Genomic DNA, 25,864 nt, shown 5'->3' with positions numbered 1-25,864 from the left:
ACTGGATAACGATTTCGCTCATGCGCTCGCCGGAGGTCAGAGCGGCTTGCAGCAGAGGCGAAGCCTTGTCGTAGACCTTGGTGATCACGACCGGCTTGTGCACGCGCTGACCGGTTGGCTGACCGGATTGCGGGTCACGCGGGATGATCACATCGTGGGTGAACGCCTGAACCATGACCTGGTCTTCGTGGCCTTCCTGATACGTGTTGCCAACGGAGTCGGCGGTGAAGGCGCCGGCAGTGATCAGGCCTTGTTTTTCGCCGGTAACCGACATGTACGCGGGTGTTGCCATGGGGTGTGCTCCTTGCTCAAAAGACAGGACCGGACGGCGTGATTGCCTGCCCAGGTGGCCAAGGAGTCATCAAAAGTCGTGCCAGTCATCACATGGCCATTACCCATCAAGGGTTTACGAAACTCGCTTGGGATTTTTTCGACTTTTGCTGTAGGAAACAGCGAAAAAGTGCGCAAGAAGTTGCGCAGTACTGTGCAACTTCTTGCGCACTTGGCTGCAGGCCTTGATCTATAAGCCCTGCAGCGATTTTTAACGTGGTTTTATTACGGCCAACTGCGCAACTTTTTGCGCAGTTGTTCAATTTCAATCAGCGCCCGCAAGATCAGTATTCCTGCAACGCCCTTGGCCGTTGACTGCGCTGTTCGGCCGCCGAATCCGGCGCCTGCTGCAACTGAAAATCGAACTTCAATTCGGCTCGGCGTCCCGCTGCGTCTTCCAAAAACTCGACTTCCCCGACCAACCCCTCGCGGGTCGCATACGCAAAGTCATCCCACAGGTATTTGTCCCCCGACAGGTTGATCTGCGTCGTCAGATGCCGATGCCCCGGTGCGGAAATGAAGAAGTGAATATGAGCCGGGCGCTGGCCGTGGCGGCCGAGCAGGTTCAGACATTCCTGGGTCGGGCCTTGGGGGTCGCAGCCATAACCGGAGGGCACGATGCTGCGGGCGCGATAGCGGCCTTCAGCATCGGTGATGATCCGCCGGCGCAGGTTGTATTCGGACTGGCTCTGGTCGAAGAACGAGTAAGTACCTTTGGTGTTGGCGTGCCACAGGTCGACCGTGGCGCCGGCCAGCGGCTGGCCGTGCGGGTCGAACACCTGACCTTCGAGCAACATCAGCGTGGCGATGCCCTCTTCGCTGCCGTCGTCCATCCGGCATGCCCCTTCGTACAGCGGCGCGCCGGCCACGTACAACGGGCCCTCGATGGTGCGCGGCGTGCCGCCGGTCAAACCGACCTGCGCATCCTTGGCGTCCTGCAGCAAGTCGAGAAAATGCTCGAGGCCGAGGCCGGCCACCAGCAGCCCGGCTTCCGAGCGGCCGCCCAGACGATTGAGGTAATCGACGGCTTTCCAGAATTCGTCTTCGCTGATCTCAAGATCCTCGATGATCCGGGCGGTGTCCTGCAACACTCGCAGGACGATGGTTTTCAGGCGCGAGCTGCCGCCATCGTTGGCAAAACCGGCGGCTTCTTCGAAGAATTTTTGCAGTTCGCCAGTGTGGGCAATCTTCACGGTCATGGTGTTCACCTCATCTTGTTGTTGTGGGGTCGAGTCCGGGCTCAGCGGTCGTCGGCGTGGATCGACGAGGGGTGGCGGCAGAGGCCGTCGATCTCGATGTCCATGTAGGGAAACAGCGGCAGCAGCATGAGGGTGTCGTGCAGCGCTTCGACGCTGGGCACGTCGAACACGCTGTAATTGGCGTAGTGCCCGGCGATGCGCCACAGGTGGCGCCACTGGCCCTGGCGTTGCAGGCGCTGGGCGAGTTCCTTCTCGTCGGCCTTGAGCTTGGTGGCAACGGCCGGATCCATGTCGGCGGGCAATTTCACGGTCATTTTTACGTGGAACAGCATGGCGTTCTCCTTGGGGAATCAGTGCCGGCGAAAACGCGCCAGACGCTCTTCATCCAGCGTCAGGCCCAGGCCCGGGGTGCGTGGAATGTGCAGGTGAAAGTCGCGGTACTGCGGGCGCTCGGTGACGATGTCTTCGGTCAGCAGCAACGGGCCGAACAGCTCGGTGGCCCAGGTCAGTTGCCTGAGCGTGAGTAACGCATGGGCCGAGGCCAGGGTGCCGACGGAGCCTTCGAGCATGGTGCCGCCGTACAGGGCGATGCCGGCGGCTTCGGCGATTTGCGCGGTGCGCAACACAGCGCGCGGGCCGCCGTTCTTGGCGATCTTCAGGGCAAAGACGCTGGCGGCGCCGTCGGCGGCGAGGCTGAACGCGTCCTCGACGCTTTCGATGGATTCGTCAGCCATGATCGGCGCCGGGCTGCGCTGGTTCAGGCGAATTTGCCCCGAACGATTGACCCGCGAGATCGGCTGCTCAATCAGGTCGATACCGTTGTCGCCGAGCACCTGACAGCCGCGAATCGCCTGGGACTCGTCCCAATACTGGTTGACGTCGACCCGCACACTGGCACGCTCTCCCAGGGCTTTCTTGATCGCCACCACGTGTTTCAGATCCTGCTCCAGCGGGTTGGCGCCGATCTTCAGTTTGAAGATCCGGTGCCGCCGCGCTTCCAGCATTTGCTCGGCCTCGGCGATGTCGCGGGCGGTGTCGCCGCTGGCCAGGGTCCAGGCCACTTCGAGGCTGTCGCGAACCCGGCCGCCGAGCAGTTCGCTCACGGGCAGGCCGAAGCGTTTGCCCTGAGCGTCGAGCAATGCGCTCTCGATGCCGGACTTGGCGAAGGTGTTGCCCTTGGCGATCTTGTCGAGCTTCTGCATGGCGGCATTGATGTTGTCCGCGTCCATGCCGGTCAGCGCCGGCGCCAGGTGCGCGTCGATGTTGGCCTTGATGCTTTCCGGGCTTTCGTAGCCGTAGGCCAGGCCGCCGATGGTGGTGGCTTCGCCGATGCCTTCGATACCGTCGCTGCAACGCAGGCGCAGGATCACCAGCGTCTGGTTCTGCATCGTGTGCATCGCCAGTTTGTGCGGGCGGATGGTCGGCAGGTCGACGATGATCGCCGACAGGTTTTCAATCAGGATCCGGTTCATTTCAGTGTCCATTCAAGCGTGATCAACCGAGGTCACCGCCACCGACCGGCAGGGTTACACCGGTGATGTAGGAGGCGTCGTCCGAGGCGAGAAACAGGATCGCGCCGACCTGTTCGTCAATGGTTCCGTAGCGCTTCATCAAGCTGCTATCGAGGGTTTGCGCGACGATTTCCTGATACCAGGCCTGCTCCTGCGCGGATTGTTCGGCGGCGTTGCGCGGGATGCGCCGGGGCGGCGCTTCGGTGCCGCCGGGCGCGGTGGCGTTGACCCGGATCCCGCGCTCGGCGTTTTCGAATGCCAGGCAGGCAGTCAGCGCATTGATACCGCCCTTGGCCGCGCCGTAAGGGACGCGGTTCAGGCTGCGGGTCGCAATCGACGAAACATTGACGATCGCGCCGCGCCCCTGCTTGAGCATGTACGGCAATACGGCGTGGCAGCACCACAGCGTCGGAAACAACGAGCGGCGCACTTCGGCCTCGATCTGCTCGACTTCGTAGTGCTCGAACGGCTTGGCCCAGATGGTGCCGCCGACGTTGTTGACCAGCACATCCAGGCGCCCGAACGCATCGACGGCGGCGCTCATCACCCGCGCACAATCGGCGTATTGCTCAAGGTCGGCGGTCAGCGACAGCACGCCCTCGCCTTGCAGTTCGTGAACCAGCTCGGAGCGGTCGACAGCGATCACCTGCGCGCCCTCCTCCAGCAAGCGCTCGCACACCCGGCGACCGATGCCCTGCGCCGCGCCGGTGACCAGCGCGACCTTGTTGGCGAATCTGTTGTTCATGACAACCTCGCAATTCAGAAAGAAGACTCAGGCCGCCGCGAATTTCTCGTAGTAGAAGTTCGCCGGCGTGATGCCCTGCTCGCGGATGTACTGGCTGACGGCCTCAACCATCGGCGGCGGACCGCACAGGTACACGTCGACATCGCCTTCGTTGAGGTGGCGCGGTTCGATGTGCTGAGTGACGTAGCCCTTGAGCGGGTGCTGGCTCTGTGGATTGGCCACGCAGGCGCCGAAGCTGAAATTCGGGATGCGCGCGGCGAAGGCTTCGAGGCGGTCGAGTTCCACCAGATCGAAATCGTTGGTCACGCCGTAGATCAGGTGAACCGGATGCTCGCTGCCTTGCTCGGCGATCTTCTCCAGCATCGCCGTGAATGGCGCCAGCCCGGTGCCGCCGGCCAACAACAGCAGCGGCCGCTTGATCTCGCGCAGGTAAAAACTGCCCAGCGGCCCGGCCAGATTCAGGCTGTCGCCGGCCTTGGCCAGCCCGGTGAGAAAGCTGCTCATCAAGCCGCCGGGGACGTTGCGGATCAGGAAACTGACCTCGCCGTTCTTCTGCAACGAGCTGAAGGAATAGGCCCGACTTTGCTCGCTGCCCGGCACTTGCAGGTTGACGTACTGACCGGGCAGGAACGCCAGTTTGCTCAGGGATTCACCCTTGAGCGACAGCGCGATGGTGCTTTCGGAGAGCTGCCGGACATCGCTGATCGACGCCTGATAACTCGCCTGTTCGGTCTTGCACACCTGCGAGCCGACCGGCACCCGCACCACGCAGTCGCTTTCGGCGCGCATCTGGCAGGTCAGCACATAACCCTGGGCCAGTTCGTCGTCACTCAGGGCGTCTTCGATGAAGTTGTCGCCCATGGCGTAACGCCCGGCTTCGGCGAAACACTTGCAGGTGCCGCAGGCGCCGTCGCGGCAGTCCAGCGGGATGTTGATGCCCTGGCGGTAGGCCGCGTCGGCAACGGTTTCGTGGCCCGAGGCCTCGATGAAACGGGTGACCCCGTCTTCGAAATTCAGTGCGATCTGGAAACTCATGGTGCACCTCGCTCACAGCGTCGAGCCCGGCTCGCCGCCGTCTCGATCAGATGTGATAGATGTCGATGACCTGACGGACGTAATCGTTCTTCAGCACGACTTTCTTGGCCTTGATCAGCGGCTGTTCGCCGCGCAGGTCGAGGGTGTAGAAGCTGGTGCCGAAATAACTGTCGGTGACCTGATAGCGAAAGCTCAGGGTGTGCCAGTTGAAGCGCACCTGACATTGCCCTTCGCCCTGCCCGACGATCTCGATGTTGCTGAGGTTGTGCGAGGTGCGAGTGTCGGGGATGGTCGCGCTGGAGCGCTCGGTCTTGATCCGGAACACCCGGTCTTCGAGGCCGCCACGGTTGCCGTACCAGATCAACGAGATTTCGCTTTGCGGGTCTTCGGTCAGGGTGTCGTGGTCGTCCCAGGCCGGCATCCAGAAACTGGCGTCGGCGGCGTAGAGTTCCAGCCACTGATCCCACTGGCCGTCGTCGAGGTAGCGCGCTTCGCGGTAGAGGAAATCGCGCACGGTGTCGTAGAGGTTGCTCATCACACAGCCTCCACGGGAATCAGATCCTGCTCGGCCGAAGCGGCCTTGAGCATGGTTTCCTGCCAGTACTTGTGTTGCAGCACGAACAGGCCTTCGTCCTCGGTGCGCATGCCGGACAGCAAGGGCTTGAGGTCGATTTCCTCGGCCGCCGCGTCTGCGCCTTCGACCCAATGGGTCGCGCCACGGGACATGTCGTTCCAGCCGCGCCCGGCGCCGTAGCCGGTCTGGCATGAGCGGAACTCTTCGAGATCATCCGGGGTGGCCATACCGCTGACGTTGAAGAAATCTTCGTACTGGCGGATGCGTTTGGCACGGGCCTCTGCGCTTTCGCCTTTAGGCGCGATGCAATAGATGGTGATCTCGGTCTTGTCGACGGAGATCGGCCGGGCGATACGGATCTGCGAGCTGAACTGATCCATCAGGTACACGTTGGGGTACAGGCACAGGTTGCGCGAGTTCTCGATCATCCAGTCGGCGCGGGCCTGGCCGAAATCCCGGGCCAGTTCGTCGCGGCGCTCGTAGGCCGGACGATCCTCGGGGTTGGCCCAGCGGGTCCAGAGCAGCAGATGGCCGTGGTCGAACGAGTAGAAACCGCCGCCCTTCTTCGCCCAGCTGCCGGCGCTCATGGTCTTGATTTCTTCGCCGGCGTCGCGCTGCTGACGCTGGTTCTGGGTAGCGGCGTAGTTCCAGTGCACGGAGCTGACGTGATAACCGTCGGCGCCATTTTCGGCGGTGAGTTTCCAGTTGCCTTCATAGATGTAGGAGCTGGAACCGCGCAGCACTTCCAGACCTTCGGGCGACTGATCGACGATCATGTCGATGATCTTGGCCGACTCGCCCAGGTGCTCGGCGAGGGATTTCACATCGGCGTTCAGGCTGCCGAACAGAAAGCCGCGATAGGACTCGAAACGCGCGACCTTGGTCAGGTCGTGGGAGCCTTCGCAGTTGAAACCTTCGGGATAGCCAGCTTCGCTCGGATCCTTGACCTTGAGCAGTTTGCCGCTGTTGTTGAACGTCCAGCCGTGAAACGGGCAGGTGTAGCTGGAACGGTTGCCGGACTTGTGCCGGCAAAGCATCGCGCCGCGATGGCTGCACGCATTGAGAAAAGCATTGAGTTCACCAGCCTTGTTACGGGCGATGAACACGGGTTGGCGACCCATGGTGGTGGTCAGAAAATCGTTGGCGTTGGGGATCTGGCTTTCGTGGGCCAGGTAGATCCAGTTGCCTTCGAAGATGTGCGCCATCTCCAGTTCGAACAGCCGTGGATCGGTGAACATCTCCCGCTTGCAGCGGTAGGCCCCCTTCTCGGGGTCCTCTTCAAGCATGGCATTGAGGTAGTCGATTCCCAGGGACATGGCCGGGGCCTCCATTGTTATTGTTCAGGCCAGGTCAGATTAGGGAGGCAACGCGGGCGGCAATATCCGAATCCTGCAGAGCGCTATCCGTTTTGTGCAGGACGGCGCAGCAGGTGCTTCAGATTGTTTCGGGGCGGGAATTCAGTGGCGGCGTTTGAAGGTCACGGACGGCAATTCGCCGAACTGCTGGCGATAGCTTTCGGAGAAACGCCCGAGGTGCAGGAAGCCGTAGTCCAGCGCCAGTTCGGTGAGGTTGCGCACCGGGCAGCTCGGGTCGCTGAGGCAGGCATGAATGCGTTCCAGCTTGCGCTGGCGGATGTACTGCATCGGAGTCACGCCGAGCTGGCGTTCAAACAGGGCGTACAGTGAGCGCGGGCTCATGTTCGCCTGGACCGCCAGGTGTTCGGCGGGCAGATCCCGCTTCAGGTTGCGCTCTATATAGTCGAGGATCCGCTCGAAACTGACGCTCGGCGAACTCAGGCATTCACGGCTGACGTTGGTGTTCATCAGCGAGATCAGTTTGCTGCCGACGATCTGCGCGTAATGCTCCTGCACCCGCAGCAACGGATCGCTGGCTTCGGCCTCCTGGCAGATCATGCCCAGCAGGCTGGTAAAACCTTCCAGCTCGTCGAGCCGGTAATGATTGCGCAGAAACCGGATGCCCCCGGCAGGATGCAGCCAGCGCTGCTCGTCGCACACCGACTCCAGCACGCTGACCGGCACCTTGAGGATGAATTTCTCGCAATCGTCGGAATAGGTCAGGTCGACCGGATCATCCGGGTTGATCAACAGCAATTCGCCCGGCACCAGATGATGCTCGCGCTTGTGCCCACGCCACAGGCAGTTGCCTTGCAGCAGGACTTGCAGGTGATACACGGTTTCCAGCGCCAGCGACGTCACCCGAACGCTGCCGCCATAGCTGATGCGGCACAGATCGAGGTCGGCGAGTTTGCGGTGGTTGAGGCTGGCTTGCGGGTGGGTGGTTTTGGACAGGCCGATGAAATGCTGGCCGACGTGCTGGTTCACATAGTCGGAGACGGCATACGGGTCAGCGTGGCGAAACACGCTGCTGCGGTCGCTCAGCAGGCGGCTGTCCATGGGCAAGGCACTCGATCTTGTCGTTATGGTGATGGTCACGGTTTGCGCCATCACCGGTCACAGTACGCCGGGGAGCAAGATCGGGCAATTGGACGAAGGTTTGGCCGTGCGGTGATCGAACGTTTTCAGCGAATCGGGAATGACGGTTCCCAACGAAAAATCCACCTGCGAACAGGTGGTTTTGATCCAGGCGACAAACGCGATCACTCAGAAGTTGGCTGCTGCTCCAGCAGGGCCGCCCGTCAAACTGCAAAGGCAAAGGTGCCGAAAGCTATTTTGTGACGGGTAAAAATTTCAGGCAGGCGAAACCGGTCTTGATACGCAATTGCTGGATAGGCTGAACACTTTCCTGATCGCCAACCTTTTTCACTACACCGATCCCACAGTGATATTGGTCGTACTTGAACACCGGAATAATGCCGGGCTTGGTCTCGCTCCAGAAGCCGGTCTTTATGGTGTAAACAGCACCTTCCTCTGGTGTGAAGGAAAAGGGAATCTGGCACTGAGTACTGCCGACTACATCGCGGTAAGTCAGCACCAGTTCTTTACCGACAGCGACTTTGGACTCGATGAAATCGCCGTTATAGGAAAGCGGTGTATAGCCGGCATAACAGCTTTTTTCGTTGAACGTCATCGCGTCCAGTGTCGTGCCACGATCATATTTAACGCGAACGGTCGCAGAAGGCTCATCCGGGCGGGGAAACTCGTACTGTTTGCCCATGAGCAGTGACGTGCAGCCACTGAGCGCAAACGATCCTGCCAGCAGTGCGCACCAACCGAGCATGTATTTACCGACGACCATCAATCATTCCTTGAGACGTTTAAAAAGGGAACTGCTTGCCCCTCAGAGCAAACTCCACGACACCCCGACATACATCGCCATGCCCTCACCCGGCGTGGAGCGTGCGGCGTCCAGACCTTTATCGTCATAGCCCGGCGTAACTGTAGCGGCGTAGTGTTTGTCGGTCAGGTTGCGCATGTCCAGCCAGGTCTGCCAGTCGCCTTTCGGTGCGTTGTAACCGAGGGTCGCGCCGAAGGTGGCGTAAGGATCGGCGTAATAGCTGTTGGCGTAATCCACTGCGGTTTTCGAGACCAGTTGCGTGTTGACCGCCGCGAAGAACCCCTGCGGGAAGTCGTAGCGCAGTTCGCCCTGGTAGTAATGCATCGGCAGGCCCGGCAAGCGGTTGTCGCCGAAGCGGTCGTCGTCGCGGTAGTGGAAGTCGCTGAAGGTGTAGGCCTGGCGCAGGCTCAACTTGCCGCCATCGTTTGCTGACCACAGGTTGCTGAGCAGGCTGGCCTCCACGCCTTGGTGCACGGTCGGACTGGCGTTGAGTTCGTAAGGCGTGGTGGCGTTGGCGTCCGGCAACACCGAAAGCAATTCGTGACGTACCTGAGCGTAGTACCACGCCAGACTCCATTCACCGAGCGCACTGTCGCCACGGCCGCCGAGTTCCAGGGTGGTCGCGGTCTGATTCTGCAGCTTGACCGGGTCGCGCTGGGTGCCGGTGGCCGCACCGCTGCCGGCCGGAAAGCGGACGTTGGAGCTGTAGATCAGCGACCACGGATGTGGCGCTTCGACCGAACGGCTCAGGTTGCCGAACAGTTGCAGGTCCGGCGTCACCTGATAGCGCAGGCCCAGACGGGGCGCGTAGTCCCAGTCGCCGAGGCTGGTCTTGCCACCACCTTCCGGGTAGGTCACCGCGCTTTCACGGCGGGTGTAGATCGCGGCGAGGCCGGTGGTCAGCCACAGATCGTCGGCGATTTCCAGGTCGTTGCCCACGTGCAGGACAGAATCCGAACCCTGATAAGTGAAGTTGCGCATATGCGTGCCCGGCGCATAACCAGCGGTGTTGCCGCCGGGAATACGCACCAATTCGCTGGCCCCGTCGTTGGGCAGGTGTTTGGTCACTCGCAGGCCCACGGTGCTGTTGCTCTCCATCCCCCAGAGCGTGTCGCGGCGCTTGTAGTCGAACGTGCCGCTGACATCGGTGTACGCCACCTTCAGGCGATTGGGGCCTTCGCGCAGGTCCATCGGGTAATCGTGATAAACCAGACCGGTCTGGATGCTCGAATCGTCATCGATGTAGTACGTGGTCTTGTTGCCGATGAAGGTGCTGCCGGGCTGATCGCGGCTGTCGTTGCGCGTCACGTAGGCCGGGTTGGCCGCGCGCGGATCGTGTTCGATGGAATGTTTGGTCACCCGGCCGGCGAGGTCGTTGTCGGTCTCGCGGTGACGAATGTAGAAGCGGGTTTCCAGATTCGGATTGAAGCGATAACCGAAGTTGGCGATCACGCCCTGACTCTTGCTGGCGGTGTGATCCTGATAACCGTCGGAATGCGCATCGGTCATCGACAGGTAGTAATCGAAATCGCCCAGCACCTGACCGGAGCTGACTTGTCGCTGGGCATAACCGTGGCTGCCCATGACATAGCGCACATTCAGCAGTGGCGCGTTATAGCCGGTGTGGCTGACGTAATCGACGGCGCCACCGAGGGCCAGCGCACCGCGATCAAAACCGTTGGCACCGCGCAGGACTTCTACATGGTCGAGCCACAACGGCTCCAGTAATTCGTAAGGCGTGCCGCCGGGGCCGGTCAGCGGCAGGCCGTCGAGCATCGTGTACAGCCCCGAAGCGTGGGCGCCGGGAGCACGGTTGATGCCCGAGCCACGGATCGAGATTTTCGTCCCTTCGTTGCCCGCCGACTGAGCATAGACGCCAGGCTGATACGCCAGCACGTCCTGATTGCTGGCGACCCTGCCCTGCAATGGCTGGCGCATATCCACCACGTTGCTGCCACCCGGCACCTCGGCCAGACGAGCCTTTGCCTCTTCCACCGACGCATCTTCACCGCTCTGATCCTCGGCCCCGATCAGCACTTGCCCCAGTTCCAGCCCCTGGGATTGCGCCTTGAGCGGACAGACAAGGGCCAGCCCCAGCAAGGCAGCGGGCAGGGTTTTGAGCGAAGGCATCGGTATAACTCCAGACAGGCGGGAACGGACAGTGACAACTGCGACGTATGAAAGAACGAAGGAAACACATGGCGATTTGGTTTTTTGTCAGGTAAACAGGCGGCTGAAATTCGGGACATTGATTTGAACAAGGAGATGCAGGGATGGCCGAAGAAGTTCTGAAGTCGAAGATGGTCAACTTTCTGGTGACCGATGCTGAACTGAACTACGACGATGTGGGCGAATTCTACGAGGTTGTGGGGAGCGGCAATGTCGGCGTACTGGCCGGGGTGCTCGAGGGATTCAGAAATCACTATGGCGGATTGTGGGTGGGCGGCAGAGTCACCGTCACCGAAAACGCCGTTTTCTTGAATGCCAATGCCATGAACCGCATGGTTCAGGACGGGACACTGGATGTCGAGATACCGATGCCGGCGATCCGCAAGGTCACCGTCGAAGGCGGTTTCGTGACGAAGATCGTCCGTCTCGACACAGAGGCCTACAGTGTCAAATTCCGCTGCTACGGTGCCAAGGACGTTGCCTCGCTGATCGCCAGACTGGCCCTTTCGCAATCATTGAGACGCGTACGGTAGTTCTGGTCTGAAGACAACAGCGCCACCGGCCTTTGAGGTGGCGACTGGGTCCCCCGTCAATTCTTGCACTTGGCCAACACCACCTGACAGGTGTCGGGCGTTCCGCCCGAGCGGCCGGCGTAGCGCATGCAGTTATTCATGGATTTTTTTTGCGCGATGCCCAAGGTCGCGCCCCAGGCAAGACCGCCCTCGCCTGACGTCGGCACCGCTTTGGCATAACAGCGATCACCGGTGGTCGCGTAGTGAGCCTTGCTCGAACAGGATGCCGTCAGCGTCAGCAGGATCGCGCACAGGCCATACGAGCATCGGCGTACCCAGAATTCGCTCATCTCGTTTCACCTGCAGCAAGTGGGGCTGACCTGTTCAGTCTAGCCGCAATGACTCGCAAGCCGCTCATTGCTCTGTCGCCTGTCGGTACTGACGCGGGGTGAACCCGGTCGATGCCTTGAACTGGCGGGTGAAAGCACTGTGATCGGTGTAGCCGCATTGCAGCGCCACTTCGGTGATCGGCAGCTCGGTGTGCAACAGGCGATGGGCATGTTCCAGCCGCACTTTCTGAATCATCTGCCTCGGTGTCAGGTGGAACACCCGTTTGCAGTAGCGTTCCAGTTGCGCCACGGAAATGCCGGCGATCCGGGTCAATTCGCCCAGGGTCACCCGCCGATTGAAATGCGCGCGGATGTGTTCGTCGACCGCTGCCAGGCGCTGAAAAGCCGGGTGGGTTTCGCTGGCCGATTGCAGGTCTACCGAAATCCCCGCGAGCCCGATGATCTCTCCGTCGCGGTTGTACAGCGGACGCTTGTGCGTCAGGCACCAGCCCGGTTCGCGACTGCCGTACAGGTGCAGTTCCAGCTGATCCTCCAGCACGAACCCCTCTTCCAGCACCCGCCGATCCTGCTCGGTATAACCGGGCCCGAGTTGCGCCGGAAATACCTGCGCACTGGTTTTCCCGAGTAGCGGTTTCAAATCTTTCAGGCCACAGCGCTGCACCAGCGTGCGATTGGCCAGGACGTACCGCGCCTGCACATCCTTGATGAAGATCGCCGCGTTCGGAATCACGTCCAGCATCGGCAACAGCGGCGCCACGCCGGCCAGCAGTGCGTCGAGGGTATGAGGACGCTGGCGCTCATCGCCCTGACAGAGGATCGCAAACGCGTTCTGCATGTGAAGGTCTTCCCCGGTGAATGGATCGGCCTGAGGTGTTCGCGTGCAGATTGCAGCAACGTTCGAAGCGTGTCGAGCGCCGCTGTCTTTCTTCGCAACTGTGCCGATTTCGTCATTCAGAGCTGCGCAAAACATCAATCGCCCGACGCCCGATGAGTTCACTGTTTAGCCGTTCCAGTGACTCACACCTGCCTATCCAATAACTCACAAGAAGGCGATGCCATGTCAGGCCAAGGCAAGTTCAAAAAACAACTTTCATTGATCGACCTCACCTTTATCGGACTGGGGGCGATCTTCGGTTCCGGCTGGTTGTTCGCGGCCAGTCACGTGTCGGCGATAGCCGGGCCGGCGGGGATTTTTTCCTGGTTGCTGGGCGGATTCGCGGTGTTGCTGCTGGGCATCGTCTACTGCGAACTGGGCGCGGCATTGCCAAGGGCCGGCGGTGTGGTGCGTTACCCGGTTTACAGCCACGGGCCGCTGCTCGGTTACCTGATGGGTTTCATCACGCTGATCGCGTTTTCCAGCCTCGTGGCGATCGAAGTGGTTGCTTCGCGCCAATACGCGGCAGCCTGGTTTCCGAGCCTGACCAAGGCTGGCAGCGGTGATCCGACTCTGCTCGGCTGGCTGGTGCAGTTCGGCCTGCTCTGCGTGTTCTTCCTGCTCAACTACCGCAGCGTGAAGACCTTCGCCAAGGCCAACAATTTGGTCAGCGTGTTCAAATTCATCGTGCCGCTGCTCGTGATCGGCGTGCTGTTCACCTTCTTCAAACCGGAAAACTTTCAGATCCAAGGCTTCGCCCCGTTCGGACTCTCGGGCATCGAGATGGCCGTTTCCGCCGGCGGCGTGATCTTCGCCTACCTCGGCCTGACCCCGATCATCTCGGTGGCCAGCGAAGTGAAGAACCCGCAACGCACCATCCCGATTGCGCTGATCCTGTCGGTGCTGCTTTCCACTGCGATCTATGTGTTGCTGCAAACCGCCTTCCTCGGCGGCATCCCGACCGAATTGCTCGCCAATGGCTGGACCGGGGTTTCCAAGGAATTCGCCCTGCCGTACCGCGACATCGCCCTGGCGCTGGGCGTGGGCTGGCTAGCGTATCTGGTGGTGGCGGACGCGGTGATCTCCCCCAGCGGCTGCGGCAACATCTACATGAACGCCACGCCTCGGGTGATCTACGGCTGGGCGCAGACCGGCACCTTCTTCAAGGTCTTCACCCACATCGACGCGAAGTCCGGGATCCCGCGTCCGGCACTGTGGCTGACCTTCGCCTTGTCGGTGTTCTGGACCCTGCCGTTTCCATCGTGGGAAGCGCTGATCAACGTGGTGTCCGCCGCGCTGGTGCTGAGCTACGCCGTCGCTCCAGTGACCGTCGCCGCGCTGCGTCGCAATGCCCCCGATATGCCGCGCCCGTTCCGGGTCAAGTGCATGGGCGTGCTGGGGCCGGTGTCGTTCATCATCGCTGCGCTGATCGTTTACTGGTCGGGCTGGAACACCGTGTCCTGGCTGCTCGGCCTGCAAATCCTGATGTTCGTCGTCTATCTGCTCTGCGGCCGCTTCGTGCCGACCGCCCACCTCAGCCTGTCCCGGCAAGTGCGCTCGTCGGCGTGGCTGATCGCCTTCTACGCCGTGACCATCGTCCTGTCGAAACTCGGCACCTTCGGCGGTCTGGGCATCCTCACCCATCCGTTCGACACCCTGGTCGTCGCCGCCTGTGCGATGGGCATCTATTACTGGGGCGCGGCTACCGGCGTACCGGCACACCTGCTGCGCCTGGAATCCGAAGAGGATGAAAGCGAAGTCGCTTCTGCGTCCCCTGCCTCCTCCGCCAACCCGCGCGCTGCCGGCGCTTACTGAAATCACTCAACGGGACCTGTCCATGAAACGAGTACACGTCATTGATTCCCACACCGGCGGCGAACCCACGCGTCTGGTGATGAAGGGTTTTCCCGATCTGCCGGGCCGCACCATGGCCGAGAAGCGCGACGCCCTGCGCCACCAGCACGACCAGTGGCGCCGCGCCTGCCTGCTGGAACCGCGTGGCAACGATGTGCTGGTGGGCGCGCTGTATTGCGAGCCGGTGTCGCCGGACGCCACCTGCGGCGTGATCTTCTTCAACAACGCCGGTTACCTCGGCATGTGCGGCCACGGCACCATCGGCCTCGTTGCATCGCTGCAACATCTGGGGCTGATCGCACCCGGCGTGCACAAGATCGACACGCCGGTCGGCCCGGTCAGTGCAACGCTGCATGAAGACGGCGCCGTGACCCTGGGCAACGTGCCCGCCTATCGCTCACGCAAGCAGGTGGCGGTGGAAGTTCCAGGATACGGTCGTTTCTTTGGCGACGTGGCCTATGGCGGAAACTGGTTTTTCCTGGTCTCCGAACACGGCCAGACGCTGACGATGGATAACGTCGAAACCCTGACCGACTTCACCTGGAAAATGCTCAAGGCCCTCGAAGACCAAGGCATCCATGGCGAGGACGGCGCAATCATCGACCACATCGAACTGTTCGCCGATGACGCCGAGGCCGACAGCCGCAACTTCGTCATGTGTCCCGGCAAAGCCTACGACCGCTCCCCTTGCGGCACCGGCACCAGCGCCAAACTGGCGTGCCTGGCCGCCGACGAAAAACTCGCGCCCGGCGAGCGCTGGGTGCAGGCGAGCATCACCGGCAGCCAGTTCGAAGGCCGCTTTGAATGGGAAGGCGATCGCGTTCGCCCCTACATCACCGGCCGCGCCCACATGACCGCCGACAGCACGCTGCTGATCGACGAAACCGATCCGTTCGCGTGGGGCATCTGAGCCGCTGCGCTGTTTTTTTTTCAACCCTCTCTGAATGACCGTTCCAAGGAGAACAATAATGAGCGACAACATCTTCACCGGCTGCATGCCCGCCCTGATGACCCCGTGCACCGCCGCGCGCAAACCGGACTTCGATGCGCTGGTGGCCAAGGGACGCGAGCTGATCGACATCGGCATGAGCGCCGTCGTGTACTGCGGCTCCATGGGCGACTGGCCGCTGCTCACCGAAGCCGAGCGTCAGGAAGGCGTGGCGCGGCTGGTGGCCGCCGGGATTCCGACCATCGTCGGCACCGGCGCGGTCAACACTCGGGAAGCGGTGTCCCACGCGGCCCATGCGGCGAAGGTCGGCGCGCAGGGCTTGATGGTGATTCCTCGGGTACTGTCCCGTGGTGCTTCGGCGGCGGCGCAAAAAGCCCACTTTGCGGCGATTCTGCAAGCGGCGCCAAACCTGCCGGCAGTGATTTACAACAGCCCTTACTACGGCTTCGCCACCCGCGCCGACCTGTTCTTCGAACTGCGCCGCGAATACCCGAACCTGATCGGTTTCAAGGAATTCGGCGGTGGCGCCGACCTGCGCTACGCCGCTGAAAACATCACTTCCAAGGACGATGACGTGACCCTGATGGTGGGTGTCGACACCCAGGTCGTGCACGGTTTCGTCAACTGCAACGCTACCGGCGCCATCACCGGCATCGGCAATGCCCTGCCCCGCGAAGTGCTGCAACTGGTGGCCCTGAGCAAGCAGGCGGCCAAGGGTGACGCCAAGGCCCGGCGTCAGGCGCGCGAGCTGGAATCGGCGCTGGCGGTGCTGTCGTCCTTCGACGAAGGCACGGATCTGGTGCTGTATTACAAACATCTGATGGTGCTCAACGGCGACAAGGAATACACCCTGCATTTCAACGAAACCGATGCCCTCAGCGACTCGCAACGCCGTTACGCGGAAGCCCAGTACACGCTGTTCCGTCACTGGTACGAAAACTGGTCGGCGCAGCAGAACTTCGCCTGACCTGCCGCTGCGCTCAAGCCCGCCGCCATCCACGGCGGCGGGCCTTTTCGTGACCTGCTTTATTGATAAGGAATGCGCCATGACCCTGACGGGCCAACTGCTGATCGGTCAGCACACCCTCACCGGCGACCGCGACGTCATCCACGGGATCAATCCCGCCACCAACACGCCTTTGGAACCGGCCTACGCCGGCGGCTCTGCCGAGCATGTCGAGCAAGCCTGCGCACTGGCCTGGGCGGCGCTCGACCGTTATCGCGAGACATCGCTTGAGGCACGGGCCGAATTCATTGAAACCATCGCGAGCGAAATCGAAGCCCTCGGCGACGAACTGATCGACCGCGCCCTGGCCGAAACCGGTCTGCCGCGCCCGCGCCTTGTGGGTGAGCGAGGACGCACCTGCCAGCAACTGCGGCTGTTTGCCCGCACCGTGCGGGCCGGTGAATGGCTGGATGTGCGAGTCGACACCGCGCAACCGCAACGCCAGCCAATGCCGCGTTCGGATCTGCGTCAGCGGCAGATTCCACTGGGCCCGGTGGCGGTGTTTGGCGCGAGCAACTTTCCACTGGCGTTCTCGGTGGCCGGTGGCGATACCGCGTCGGCGCTGGCCGCCGGCTGCCCGGTGATCGTCAAGGCTCACGGCGCCCATCCCGGCACCAGCGAACTGGTCGGCCGCGCCGTTGCGCGGGCGGTCAAGGCCTGTGGTTTGCCGGAAGGTGTGTTCTCGTTGCTCTACGGTTCGGGCCGTGAAGTGGGGATTGCGCTGGTCAGTGATCCACGGATCAAGGCGGTCGGCTTCACCGGTTCGCGCAGTGGCGGGCTCGCGCTGATCAAGGCTGCTCAGGCCCGGCCCGAGCCGATTCCGGTGTACGCGGAAATGAGTTCGATCAACCCGGTGTTGCTGTTTCCGGCGGCGTTGCACAATCGCGCCGAAGCATTGGCCCAAGGGTTTGTGGCTTCGCTGACATTGGGCGCCGGTCAGTTCTGCACCAATCCCGGTCTGGTGATCGCCCGCAAGGGGCCGGCGCTGGAAGCTTTCATTGGTGCAGCCAGCGAACTCATCCAGCGCAGCCCCGCGCAGACCATGCTCACGCCGGGGATCTTCAATGCTTACGAATCCAGCGTGAATGCCCTCGCGGAAAATACCCGGGCGCGTATTGCCGCCGTCGGCCAGCAAGCAACGGATCCGAATCAGGGCCAGGCTCATGTTTTTGTCACCGACGCCGCCGACTTCCTCGCCGATCATTCGTTGCAGGCAGAAGCCTTTGGCGCTGCCTCCTTGATCGTGCAATGCGCCAGCGACGCTGAAATCCGTCAGGTGTTCGAACAGCTGGAAGGCCAACTGACCGCCACGCTGCACCTGGATGACGAGGATCTGCAACAGGCCCGCGCCTTGCTGCCAACCCTGGAGCGCAAGGCCGGACGCCTGCTGGTCAACGGCTGGCCGACCGGGGTCGAAGTCTGCGATGCGATGGTGCATGGCGGGCCGTTCCCGGCGACTTCCGATTCGCGCACTACGTCGGTGGGCACGGCGGCGATCCTGCGTTTCCTGCGCCCGGTCTGCTATCAGGATTTCCCTGACAGCCTGCTGCCCACCGCGCTCAAACACGCCAATCCACTGTCGCTGCGTCGCTTGCTCGATGGCCAAAGGGAAGCCGTGAAAAATGCCGAATAACCCGCACGACATCGCCGTGGTGGGCGCCGGCATCATCGGCGTCGCAAGCGCCCTGCGCCTGGCCCGTCAGGGCTTGCGGGTGGTTGTGATCGACCCGCAGGAACCGGGCCACGGCGCTTCTTTCGGCAACGCCGGGCACCTGGCGACCGAGCAGGTGTTTCCGATTGCCGACAGCTCGATCCTAAAGCGCCTGCCGGCCATGCTCATGGACCCGATGGGCCCGCTGCGTCTGGACTGGAAATACCTGCCCCGCGCCCTGCCCTGGTTTACGCGGTTGTTGCTGAACCTGCGCTCGGCGCCCTTTCAGCGCACCGTTGCCGGGTTGCGGGCGCTGAATGAAAGCTCGCTGGACGCTTGGCACCGCTTGCTGAACGACATTCAGCGCCCCGAGCTGCTGAAGATGGAAGGTTCGCTGCTGGTGTTCGAACGACCCGACTCACGCCCGGCACTCGAAGCACTGCAGCGCCGCATGCAACAACAACAGGTGCCAGTCGATGGGTGGCAGGCCGGAGCGGTACGCGAGGCCGCGCCGCAACTCAGCGAACAGATTCAGGGCGGACTGTTTTTCCCGAACACCGGGCATTTCATCGATCCCTACCGGGTCGTCCGTGAGTTGGTCGAGGCGGCGAAAGCCAGCGGCGTGCAGTTTGTGAAACAGGCCGTTCAGGGCGGGCAACTGCACGAGCATGGCGTCGACCTGAAGACCGGAACCGGCACCCTGTCCGCTCGCCAGGTATTGATCGCCTGCGGCGCTCACTCGGCAAAACTCACCGCCGCACTGACCGGCAAAAAAGTCCCGCTGGACACCGAGCGCGGCTATCACCTGATGCTGCCCCACGAACACAACCGACTGCCCTTCCCCGTCACCTCGCTGGAACGCAAGTTCATCATGACCCCCATGTCCGAAGGCCTGCGCCTGGCCGGCACCGTCGAATTCGCCGGCCTCGACGCCCCACCGACCATGGCCCGCGCCTGGCAGTTGCATCGGTTGAGCAAGGGGTTGTTTCGAAAGGATCTGAATGTCGACGCGGCCACACCGTGGATGGGGTTTCGGCCGTCGCTGCCGGACTCGCTGCCGGTGATTGATCGTGTGTGTGACGGGAGGGTCTTGCTTGCGTTCGGGCATCAGCATCTTGGGCTGACGCAGGCGGCGGTGACGGCGGAGATGGTTGGGGGGATGGTGTTGCCATCGGCGCAGGACACGGCGCGTATTCTTCCGTCGAGCGAGTTCTATCGACTGGATCGCTTTTGAGTGGACGTCTATCGGGCGCCCTGCTGATATTCACGGGGCGTACACCCGAACTCTCGGCGAAACACCGTGTGCAGGTACTGCGCGGATTTGAAACCGCAACTGCGGGCAACGTCCGCAATCGGTGTGTCGGTTTTTTCCAGCCCGCGAGTGGCCGCCGCCAGTTTGAAACGCAGAATCTCGTCATGCACGCTGCAACCACGCACCGTGCGAAAGTGCGACTCCAGCGATGAGCGCGACACGCCGACATAGGCCGCCACTTGCGCGGTCTTGATGCCCTGGCAGGCATATTGGCGGATGAACAGCAGCGCCTGCATCACATAGGGGTTGCCCAAAGGTTGATGCAAGCTCGACACCTGGACGTTGATCGCTTCAGGCGGGATCAGGACATGCGCGCCCGTTGACGGTTTGCCGTGCAGCATCTGATGCAGCAGTTGCGCGGCGGTGCGGCCCATGGTTTCGGTGCCCTGGATGACAGAGCTCAGGGGAACCCGGGTCAGGCTGCGGGTCAGCGGGTCGTTGTCGATGCCGATCAACGCCACCTGCTCTGGCACGGCGATCCCGGCGGTCAGGCAGGCTTGCAGCAACTGCCGGGCGCGGGCGTCACTGACCGCAATGATGCCAATGGGTTTGGGCAGGCTTTGCAGCCAGGCGATCAGTTGTTCGACGGCGCTGTCCCACAGCGGCGCGCTGGTGCCCATGCCGCGATAGACCTCGCCGTGCAAGCCGTCCCGTTGCATCAATCGTAGAAAGGCCTTTTCGCGCTCCTGAGCCCAACGATTGGCCTGCGCCTCAGGCAGGCTGAAACAGGCAAACCGTTGCAACCCGGCCTCGACCAAGTGCTCGTAAGCCATGGTGATCAGCGCGCTATTGTCGGTCGCGACGTACGGGATGCCTTTGGGATAGGCCCGCTCATCCTGATAAGAACCACCCACCGCCACCACGGGCAACTTGATATCGGCCAGCGCCTCGCCGATCAGCGGATCGTCGAAGTCGGCGATGATCCCGTCACCCTGCCAGCGTTCGATGCCCTTCAAGCGGCAGAGAAAATCCTCCTCCAGGAACAGATCCCAGGACGCGCGCGTGCTGCTCAGGTAGTTGCCGATGCCACTGATGATGCCGCGGTCATAGATCTTGCTGCCGTTGAACAACAGGGCGATGCGGTGAACAGGCGGTACGGTTTTCATTGTTTTCAGGCTTGTTCGGGGCCCCTTGCCGTAGAGGCGGTTTGCACAGACTAGGCGCGCCAGCGGCGAATCTCAATACGCAAAATCGCACTGCGTGTTGGTGATTTTCGTAAACGGCAGGCACAGGGCCGTTGCTAGTATCGGGACACGCCCAAGAACAACAACCAAGAACAACAAGGACATTGCCAATGCCGTACTTCCCCGATATCGAGCGGATCCGCTACGAAGGTCCTGCCAGCGATTCTCCCCTTGCCTTCCGTCACTACGACGCCGACAAGATCATCCTCGGCAAGCCCATGCGCGAACACCTGCGCATGGCAGCCTGCTATTGGCACACCTTTGTCTGGCCGGGCTCCGACGTGTTCGGCGCCGGGACGTTCAAGCGCCCGTGGCAACACGCCGGCGACCCGATGGAGTTGGCCATCGGCAAGGCGCAGGCCGCGTTCGAGTTTTTCTCCAAACTGGGTATCGACTACTACTGCTTTCACGACACGGATGTCGCCCCCGAAGGCCACTCGCTGAAGGAGTACCGCAACCACTTCGCCCAAATGGTCGATCACCTGGAACGGCATCAGGAAGAAAGCTCAATCAAGCTGCTGTGGGGCACCGCCAACTGCTTCAGCAATCCGCGCTTTGCCGCCGGCGCCGCCAGTAACCCGGATCCTGAAGTGTTCGCCTGCGCCGCCGCCCAGGTCTCCAGCGCCATGAACGCGACTCAACGCCTCAAGGGCGCCAACTATGTGTTGTGGGGCGGTCGCGAGGGTTACGAAACCCTGCTCAACACCGACTTGAAACGTGAGCGCGAACAACTGGGGCGCTTCATGCGCATGGTGGTCGAGCACAAGTACAAGATCGGTTTCAAAGGCGACCTGCTGATTGAACCCAAGCCGCAGGAACCGACCAAGCACCAATACGATTACGACAGCGCCACCGTGTTCGGTTTTCTCCAGCAGTTCGGTCTGGAAAAGGAAATCAAGGTCAACATCGAGGCCAACCACGCGACCCTGGCCGGCCATAGTTTTCATCACGAGGTGGCGACGGCCGTCTCGCTGGGGATTTTTGGCAGCATCGACGCCAACCGGGGCGACCCGCAAAACGGTTGGGACACCGATCAATTCCCCAACAGCGTCGAGGAGATGACCCTGGTCACCTATGAAATCCTCAAGGCCGGCGGTTTCGGCAATGGCGGGTTCAACTTCGATTCCAAGGTGCGCCGCCAGAGCCTCGACGAGGTCGATCTGTTTCACGGTCACGTCGGTGCCATGGACGTCCTCGCCCTGTCGCTCGAGCGGGCCGCCGCCATGGTCCAGAACGATCAGCTTCAGCGGCTCAAGGATCAACGCTACGCCGGCTGGCAGCAGCCGTTCGGCCAGTCGGTGCTGGCGGGTGAGTTCAATCTCCAGTCCCTGGCCGAGCACGCTTTCGCCAACGAATTGAACCCGCAAGCCGTCAGCGGCCGGCAGGAAATGCTCGAAAACGTCGTCAACCGGTTTATCTATCGCTGATCGCCAAACGGGGACTGCGGGCGCTGTGACATTTGCGCGACAAATCTGTAGTCCGTTTCGCCTACTGATTCTCTACAGTTCCACCAGCCCGATATTCATCGTCAGGCCGTGTCTTTCAAACAAAAATAAAAGGACGCACCACCATGAAGAATGTAAAACGCACACTGCTGGCCAGCGCCCTGGCCCTGTTGTCGCTGCCGGTGATGGCCGACGCGGCCCATCCGAAAATCGGTTTCTCCATTGATGACCTGCGGCTGGAACGCTGGTCACGGGACCGGGATTACTTCGTTGCCGCAGCAGAAAAAATGGACGCCAAGGTCTTCGTGCAGTCGGCCGATGCCAACGAGCAGAAGCAGATTTCGCAAATCGAAAACCTGATTTCCCGTGGCGTCGATGTCATCGTCATCGTGCCATTCAACGCCACCGTGCTGACCAACGCGGTAGCCGAAGCGAAGAAAGCCGGGATCAAGGTCGTGTCCTATGACCGTCTGATCCTCAACGCCGATATCGACGCCTACATCTCCTTCGATAACGAAAAGGTCGGCGAGATGCAGGCCAGCGGCGTGCTGCACGCAGCGCCCAAGGGCAATTACTTCCTGCTGGGTGGCGCGCCCACCGATAACAACGCGAAAGTGTTGCGCGAAGGTCAGATGAAGGTGCTGCAACCGGCCATCGACAAAGGCGATATCAAGATCGTCGGCCAGCAGTGGGTGAAGGAATGGAACCCGACCGAGGCGCTGAGCATTGTGGAAAACGCCTTGACCCGCAACGACAACAAAATCGATGGCATCGTCGCCTCCAACGACGCCACGGCCGGCGGCGCCATTCAGGCCCTGGCCGCTCAGCAATTGGCCGGCAAGGTGCCGATCTCCGGGCAGGACGCGGACCTGGCAGCGGTCAAGCGGGTGATCGCCGGCACGCAAACCATGACGGTGTACAAGCCGCTGAAACTGATTGCCTCCGAAGCCGCCAAACTCTCGGTGCAACTGGCGCGCAACGAGAAACCCGCCTACAGCTCGCAGTACGACAATGGCAGCAAAAAAGTCGACACCATCCTGCTCACCCCGACTCCGTTGACCAAGGACAACATCGACCTGCTGGAACAGGACGGCTTCTATACCAAGGCGCAGATCGCCGGACAGTGACACTCACTGAGTGATGCCCCCGCAGGCGTTCCGCTCCTGCGGGTTCAGTCCCGTATCTGCCGCTTATGAGTCTCTGCCATGTCCGACTACCTGCTGCAAATGAACGGCATCGTCAAAACCTTCGGCGGTGTCAAAGCGCTTAATGGCATCGACCTCAAGGTCCGGCCGGGCGAGTGCGTCGGGCTGTGCGGCGAGAATGGCGCCGGCAAGTCCACGCTGATGAAAATCCTGTCTGCGGTTTATCCCCATGGTACCTGGGACGGTGAAATCCTCTGGGACGGTCAGCCACTCAAGGCGCAGTCGATCAGCGAAACGGAAGCCGCCGGTATCGTCATCATTCACCAGGAACTGACGCTGGTGCCCGACCTGTCAGTGGCCGAAAACATTTTCATGGGTCATGAACTGACGCTGCCGGGTGGACGGATGAATTACCCGGCGATGATCCATCGCGCCGAAGCCCTGATGCGTGAACTGAAAGTGCCGGACATGAACGTGTCGCTGCCGGTTTCGCAGTACGGCGGCGGTTATCAGCAACTGGTGGAAATCGCCAAGGCCCTGAACAAACAGGCACGCCTGCTGATCCTCGACGAGCCGTCATCGGCCCTGACCCGTTCGGAAATCGAGGTGTTGCTGGACATCATCCGCGACCTCAAGGCCAAGGGTGTCGCCTGCGTCTACATCTCCCACAAGCTCGATGAAGTGGCCGCCGTGTGCGACACCATTTCAGTGATCCGCGACGGCAAACACATCGCCACGACCGCCATGGAAAACATGGATATCCCACAGATCATCACACAGATGGTCGGTCGGGAAATGAGCAGCCTCTACCCCACCGAACCCCACGACATCGGCGAGGTGATTTTCGAAGCGCGCCACATCACCTGCTACGACGTCGACAACCCCAAACGCAAACGGGTCGACGACGTTTCGTTCAGCCTCAGACGCGGGGAAATCCTCGGCATCGCCGGGCTGGTCGGTGCCGGCCGCACGGAGCTTGTGACCGCGCTGTTCGGCGCCTACCCCGGTCGCCACGAAGGCGAAGTCTGGCTGGACGGCCAACTCATCGACACCCGTACGCCGCTCAAATCAATCCGCGCCGGCGTGTGCCTGGTACCCGAAGACCGCAAGCGTCAGGGGATCATTCCCGACCTGGGTGTCGGCCAGAACATCACCCTGGCGGTGCTGGACAGTTTCTCGAAACTGACCCGCATCGACGCCGAAGCCGAACTGGGCAGCATCGACCGGGAAATTTCCCGCCTGCACCTCAAGACCGCGAGCCCGTTCCTGCCGATCACCAGCCTGTCCGGGGGCAATCAACAAAAAGCCGTGTTGGCGAAGATGCTGCTGACCCGGCCCCGGGTGCTGATTCTCGACGAGCCGACCCGAGGGGTGGACGTCGGTGCCAAGTACGAGATCTACAAGTTGATGGGAATGCTGGCCGCCGAAGGCGTGTCGATCATCATGGTGTCTTCGGAACTGGCCGAAGTGCTCGGCGTTTCCGACCGCGTCCTGGTGATCGGCGAAGGTCAACTGCGGGGTGACTTCATCAACCATGACCTCACTCAGGAACAGGTGCTCGCCGCGGCACTCAGCCAGCCTGACAGCCATAACAATAAAGCTCGGAAATCCGCGTAAATGAATCAGGTCAAACAACTCTTCACCCGCTACAAGATGCTCGCACTGGTGTTTGCCGTGGCGTTGATCTGGCTGTTCTTCAGCTGGCAGACCGAGGGCGGATTCCTGACACCACGCAACCTCTCCAACCTGCTGCGCCAGATGTCCATCACCGGGATCCTCGCCTGCGGCATGGTGCTGGTGATCATCAGCGGCGAGATCGATCTGTCGGTCGGCTCCTTGCTGGGCCTGCTCGGTGGCGTGGCAGCCATTCTCGACGTTGTCTATCACATACCGCTGCTGGCGAACCTGAGCCTTGTGGTGGTGTGCGGACTGCTGATCGGCCTCGCCAATGGCTACATGGCGGCGTACCTGCGCATTCCGTCGTTCATCGTGGGGCTGGGGGGCATGCTGGCTTTTCGGGGGATTTTGCTGGGGATCACCGGCGGCACAACCATCGCTCCGGTATCGCCGGAACTCGTTTACATTGGCCAGGGTTATCTGCCCCATACGGTCGGCGCCGGTCTGGGCGTCCTGCTGTTCGCACTGACGTTGTTCCTGACCTGGAAACAACGGCGCAATCGCGCCCTTCACGGCCTCGCGGCACACTCAATGGGGCGAGACGTGGCACGGGTGTTGTTGATCGGCGCGGTACTGGCCGGGTTTGTCCAGACCCTCAACAGCTATGACGGCATTCCCGTGCCGGTCCTGCTTCTGCTGATCCTGCTGGGCGGATTCAGCTACGTGACCAGCCAGACCGTGTTCGGCCGACGCGTCTATTCCGTGGGCAGCAACATGGAAGCGACGCGCCTGTCCGGTATCAATGTGCAGGCCGTGAAGCTGTGGATTTTCGGAATCATGGGCGTGATGTGCGCCCTCGCCGGTGTGGTCAACACTGCACGCCTGGCCGCCGGCTCACCTTCGGCCGGCAGCATGGGCGAACTCGACGCCATCGCCGCCTGCTTCATCGGCGGCACCTCGATGCGCGGCGGTTCCGGCACAGTCTACGGCGCCCTCCTCGGCGCCCTGGTCATCACCAGCCTGGACAACGGCATGTCCATGCTCGACGTCGACAGCTACTGGCAGATGATCGTCAAGGGCAGCATTCTGGTGTTGGCGGTTTGGGTGGATGTGAGTACGCGGACTGGGCGGCGTTGAAATGAAGGCA

General features: G+C 61.7%; 24 protein-coding genes. 10 read left to right on the top strand and 14 right to left on the bottom strand.

Annotation, left to right across the window (positions count from 1 at the left end; genetic code table 11):
- The 11 genes from tssD to QLG12_RS06675 form a co-directional block, all read right to left on the bottom strand.
- Positions 1 to 292: type VI secretion system tube protein TssD (tssD, locus tag QLG12_RS06725; protein WP_282474181.1), on the bottom strand; the 292-nt coding region annotated here is incomplete at its 3' end.
- Between the two features lie 322 nt (positions 293 to 614).
- The gene (gene catA / locus QLG12_RS06720; RefSeq protein ID WP_197870668.1) at positions 615 to 1,529 is read right to left on the bottom strand and encodes a catechol 1,2-dioxygenase; all 915 of its coding nucleotides are present in this window, start codon (positions 1,527 to 1,529) and stop codon (positions 615 to 617) included.
- A gap of 41 nt (positions 1,530 to 1,570) precedes the next feature.
- Complete coding sequence (gene catC / locus QLG12_RS06715; RefSeq protein WP_197870670.1) at positions 1,571 to 1,861, bottom strand: muconolactone Delta-isomerase; 291 nt, start codon at positions 1,859 to 1,861, stop codon at positions 1,571 to 1,573.
- An 18-nt stretch (positions 1,862 to 1,879) separates the two neighbouring features.
- Positions 1,880 to 3,001: a muconate cycloisomerase family protein gene (locus QLG12_RS06710; protein WP_282474180.1), complete on the bottom strand. Its 1,122-nt coding sequence runs from the start codon at positions 2,999 to 3,001 to the stop codon at positions 1,880 to 1,882.
- A 22-nt stretch (positions 3,002 to 3,023) separates the two neighbouring features.
- Entirely contained in the window at positions 3,024 to 3,785 is a 762-nt protein-coding gene (locus QLG12_RS06705; protein WP_197870674.1) for a 1,6-dihydroxycyclohexa-2,4-diene-1-carboxylate dehydrogenase, read from the bottom strand.
- A 27-nt stretch (positions 3,786 to 3,812) separates the two neighbouring features.
- Positions 3,813 to 4,820, bottom strand: coding sequence for a benzoate 1,2-dioxygenase electron transfer component BenC (gene benC / locus QLG12_RS06700; RefSeq protein ID WP_236194723.1), 1,008 nt, complete (start codon positions 4,818 to 4,820; stop codon positions 3,813 to 3,815).
- A 46-nt stretch (positions 4,821 to 4,866) separates the two neighbouring features.
- Entirely contained in the window at positions 4,867 to 5,355 is a 489-nt protein-coding gene (gene benB / locus QLG12_RS06695) for a benzoate 1,2-dioxygenase small subunit (RefSeq protein WP_236194724.1), read from the bottom strand.
- Positions 5,355 to 6,710, bottom strand: coding sequence for a benzoate 1,2-dioxygenase large subunit (gene benA, locus QLG12_RS06690; RefSeq protein WP_197870680.1), 1,356 nt, complete (start codon positions 6,708 to 6,710; stop codon positions 5,355 to 5,357). Before benA ends, benB begins: the two co-directional genes overlap by 1 nt.
- Positions 6,711 to 6,851: 141 nt before the next feature.
- Positions 6,852 to 7,808, bottom strand: coding sequence for an AraC family transcriptional regulator (locus tag QLG12_RS06685; RefSeq protein ID WP_197870682.1), 957 nt, complete (start codon positions 7,806 to 7,808; stop codon positions 6,852 to 6,854).
- A gap of 271 nt (positions 7,809 to 8,079) precedes the next feature.
- On the bottom strand, positions 8,080 to 8,610 hold the full coding sequence (locus QLG12_RS06680) for a hypothetical protein (protein WP_232253915.1): 531 nt from the start codon (positions 8,608 to 8,610) through the stop codon (positions 8,080 to 8,082).
- A gap of 42 nt (positions 8,611 to 8,652) precedes the next feature.
- A complete protein-coding gene (locus tag QLG12_RS06675; protein ID WP_282474179.1) occupies positions 8,653 to 10,779 on the bottom strand; it encodes a TonB-dependent receptor in 2,127 nt (708 codons plus the stop codon).
- A gap of 143 nt (positions 10,780 to 10,922) precedes the next feature.
- Between QLG12_RS06675 and QLG12_RS06670 the strand changes: the two genes are divergently transcribed.
- Positions 10,923 to 11,351 carry a hypothetical protein gene (locus QLG12_RS06670; protein WP_282474178.1) on the top strand — a complete coding sequence of 143 codons (429 nt, stop codon included), beginning with the start codon at positions 10,923 to 10,925 and terminating at the stop codon, positions 11,349 to 11,351.
- A gap of 56 nt (positions 11,352 to 11,407) precedes the next feature.
- Here QLG12_RS06670 and QLG12_RS06665 read toward each other — a convergent pair whose 3' ends face one another.
- Both QLG12_RS06665 and QLG12_RS06660 read right to left on the bottom strand, forming a co-directional pair.
- Entirely contained in the window at positions 11,408 to 11,680 is a 273-nt protein-coding gene (locus QLG12_RS06665; RefSeq protein WP_129972637.1) for a hypothetical protein, read from the bottom strand.
- Between the two features lie 64 nt (positions 11,681 to 11,744).
- The gene (locus QLG12_RS06660) at positions 11,745 to 12,515 is read right to left on the bottom strand and encodes an AraC family transcriptional regulator (protein ID WP_236194730.1); all 771 of its coding nucleotides are present in this window, start codon (positions 12,513 to 12,515) and stop codon (positions 11,745 to 11,747) included.
- A 222-nt stretch (positions 12,516 to 12,737) separates the two neighbouring features.
- Here QLG12_RS06660 and QLG12_RS06655 point away from each other — a divergent pair, with 222 nt between their 5' ends.
- The 5 genes from QLG12_RS06655 (at position 12,738) to QLG12_RS06635 (ending at position 19,248) form a co-directional block, all read left to right on the top strand.
- The gene (locus QLG12_RS06655; protein ID WP_282474177.1) at positions 12,738 to 14,369 is read left to right on the top strand and encodes an APC family permease; all 1,632 of its coding nucleotides are present in this window, start codon (positions 12,738 to 12,740) and stop codon (positions 14,367 to 14,369) included.
- Positions 14,370 to 14,391: 22 nt separating this feature from the next.
- Positions 14,392 to 15,318, top strand: coding sequence for a 4-hydroxyproline epimerase (locus QLG12_RS06650; protein WP_282474176.1), 927 nt, complete (start codon positions 14,392 to 14,394; stop codon positions 15,316 to 15,318).
- 58 nt (positions 15,319 to 15,376) lie between these two features.
- A complete protein-coding gene (locus QLG12_RS06645; protein ID WP_197870696.1) occupies positions 15,377 to 16,324 on the top strand; it encodes a dihydrodipicolinate synthase family protein in 948 nt (315 codons plus the stop codon).
- Positions 16,325 to 16,403: 79 nt separating this feature from the next.
- On the top strand, positions 16,404 to 17,996 hold the full coding sequence (locus tag QLG12_RS06640) for an aldehyde dehydrogenase (NADP(+)) (RefSeq protein WP_282474175.1): 1,593 nt from the start codon (positions 16,404 to 16,406) through the stop codon (positions 17,994 to 17,996).
- Positions 17,986 to 19,248 carry an FAD-dependent oxidoreductase gene (locus tag QLG12_RS06635; RefSeq protein WP_282474174.1) on the top strand — a complete coding sequence of 421 codons (1,263 nt, stop codon included), beginning with the start codon at positions 17,986 to 17,988 and terminating at the stop codon, positions 19,246 to 19,248. Before QLG12_RS06640 ends, QLG12_RS06635 begins: the two co-directional genes overlap by 11 nt.
- Positions 19,249 to 19,256: 8 nt before the next feature.
- Here the strand turns inward: QLG12_RS06635 and QLG12_RS06630 are convergent, their stop codons facing one another.
- On the bottom strand, positions 19,257 to 20,432 hold the full coding sequence (locus tag QLG12_RS06630) for a DNA-binding transcriptional regulator (protein WP_197870702.1): 1,176 nt from the start codon (positions 20,430 to 20,432) through the stop codon (positions 19,257 to 19,259).
- Between the two features lie 188 nt (positions 20,433 to 20,620).
- Between QLG12_RS06630 and xylA the strand changes: the two genes are divergently transcribed.
- The 4 genes from xylA to QLG12_RS06610 all read left to right on the top strand — a co-directional run bounded on the left by xylA (position 20,621) and on the right by QLG12_RS06610 (position 25,854).
- A complete protein-coding gene (gene xylA, locus QLG12_RS06625; protein WP_282474173.1) occupies positions 20,621 to 21,937 on the top strand; it encodes a xylose isomerase in 1,317 nt (438 codons plus the stop codon).
- 143 nt (positions 21,938 to 22,080) lie between these two features.
- Complete coding sequence (gene xylF / locus QLG12_RS06620; RefSeq protein WP_169429994.1) at positions 22,081 to 23,082, top strand: D-xylose ABC transporter substrate-binding protein; 1,002 nt, start codon at positions 22,081 to 22,083, stop codon at positions 23,080 to 23,082.
- A 78-nt stretch (positions 23,083 to 23,160) separates the two neighbouring features.
- Positions 23,161 to 24,717 carry a D-xylose ABC transporter ATP-binding protein gene (gene xylG, locus QLG12_RS06615; protein ID WP_282474172.1) on the top strand — a complete coding sequence of 519 codons (1,557 nt, stop codon included), beginning with the start codon at positions 23,161 to 23,163 and terminating at the stop codon, positions 24,715 to 24,717.
- On the top strand, positions 24,718 to 25,854 hold the full coding sequence (locus QLG12_RS06610) for a sugar ABC transporter permease (protein ID WP_197870710.1): 1,137 nt from the start codon (positions 24,718 to 24,720) through the stop codon (positions 25,852 to 25,854). It begins immediately after the preceding gene.
- The last annotated feature ends 10 nt before the right edge of the window (positions 25,855 to 25,864 follow it).

Source organism: Pseudomonas sp. V88_4 (genome assembly GCF_029967985.1).
Classification (GTDB): Bacteria; Pseudomonadota; Gammaproteobacteria; order Pseudomonadales; family Pseudomonadaceae; genus Aquipseudomonas; species Aquipseudomonas glycinae.
This window is presented reverse-complemented; position numbering and strand designations above follow the sequence as displayed.

What these genes read in the sequence shown, in the direction of transcription:
- xylG (WP_282474172.1), top strand. Translation starts at nt 23,161, where the DNA reads ATGTCCGACTACCTGCTGCAAATGAACGGCATCGTCAAAACCTTCGGC.
- catA (WP_197870668.1), bottom strand. Translation starts at nt 1,529, where the DNA reads ATGACCGTGAAGATTGCCCACACTGGCGAACTGCAAAAATTCTTCGAA.
- QLG12_RS06675 (WP_282474179.1), bottom strand. Translation starts at nt 10,779, where the DNA reads ATGCCTTCGCTCAAAACCCTGCCCGCTGCCTTGCTGGGGCTGGCCCTT.
- QLG12_RS06655 (WP_282474177.1), top strand. Translation starts at nt 12,738, where the DNA reads ATGTCAGGCCAAGGCAAGTTCAAAAAACAACTTTCATTGATCGACCTC.
- xylF (WP_169429994.1), top strand. Translation starts at nt 22,081, where the DNA reads ATGAAGAATGTAAAACGCACACTGCTGGCCAGCGCCCTGGCCCTGTTG.
- QLG12_RS06680 (WP_232253915.1), bottom strand. Translation starts at nt 8,610, where the DNA reads ATGGTCGTCGGTAAATACATGCTCGGTTGGTGCGCACTGCTGGCAGGA.
- benC (WP_236194723.1), bottom strand. Translation starts at nt 4,820, where the DNA reads ATGAGTTTCCAGATCGCACTGAATTTCGAAGACGGGGTCACCCGTTTC.
- QLG12_RS06630 (WP_197870702.1), bottom strand. Translation starts at nt 20,432, where the DNA reads ATGAAAACCGTACCGCCTGTTCACCGCATCGCCCTGTTGTTCAACGGC.
- QLG12_RS06685 (WP_197870682.1), bottom strand. Translation starts at nt 7,808, where the DNA reads ATGGACAGCCGCCTGCTGAGCGACCGCAGCAGCGTGTTTCGCCACGCT.
- catC (WP_197870670.1), bottom strand. Translation starts at nt 1,861, where the DNA reads ATGCTGTTCCACGTAAAAATGACCGTGAAATTGCCCGCCGACATGGAT.
- QLG12_RS06705 (WP_197870674.1), bottom strand. Translation starts at nt 3,785, where the DNA reads ATGAACAACAGATTCGCCAACAAGGTCGCGCTGGTCACCGGCGCGGCG.
- QLG12_RS06640 (WP_282474175.1), top strand. Translation starts at nt 16,404, where the DNA reads ATGACCCTGACGGGCCAACTGCTGATCGGTCAGCACACCCTCACCGGC.
- QLG12_RS06670 (WP_282474178.1), top strand. Translation starts at nt 10,923, where the DNA reads ATGGCCGAAGAAGTTCTGAAGTCGAAGATGGTCAACTTTCTGGTGACC.
- QLG12_RS06610 (WP_197870710.1), top strand. Translation starts at nt 24,718, where the DNA reads ATGAATCAGGTCAAACAACTCTTCACCCGCTACAAGATGCTCGCACTG.
- QLG12_RS06650 (WP_282474176.1), top strand. Translation starts at nt 14,392, where the DNA reads ATGAAACGAGTACACGTCATTGATTCCCACACCGGCGGCGAACCCACG.
- benA (WP_197870680.1), bottom strand. Translation starts at nt 6,710, where the DNA reads ATGTCCCTGGGAATCGACTACCTCAATGCCATGCTTGAAGAGGACCCC.
- QLG12_RS06645 (WP_197870696.1), top strand. Translation starts at nt 15,377, where the DNA reads ATGAGCGACAACATCTTCACCGGCTGCATGCCCGCCCTGATGACCCCG.
- QLG12_RS06635 (WP_282474174.1), top strand. Translation starts at nt 17,986, where the DNA reads ATGCCGAATAACCCGCACGACATCGCCGTGGTGGGCGCCGGCATCATC.
- QLG12_RS06710 (WP_282474180.1), bottom strand. Translation starts at nt 3,001, where the DNA reads ATGAACCGGATCCTGATTGAAAACCTGTCGGCGATCATCGTCGACCTG.
- QLG12_RS06665 (WP_129972637.1), bottom strand. Translation starts at nt 11,680, where the DNA reads ATGAGCGAATTCTGGGTACGCCGATGCTCGTATGGCCTGTGCGCGATC.
- benB (WP_236194724.1), bottom strand. Translation starts at nt 5,355, where the DNA reads ATGAGCAACCTCTACGACACCGTGCGCGATTTCCTCTACCGCGAAGCG.
- xylA (WP_282474173.1), top strand. Translation starts at nt 20,621, where the DNA reads ATGCCGTACTTCCCCGATATCGAGCGGATCCGCTACGAAGGTCCTGCC.
- QLG12_RS06660 (WP_236194730.1), bottom strand. Translation starts at nt 12,515, where the DNA reads ATGCAGAACGCGTTTGCGATCCTCTGTCAGGGCGATGAGCGCCAGCGT.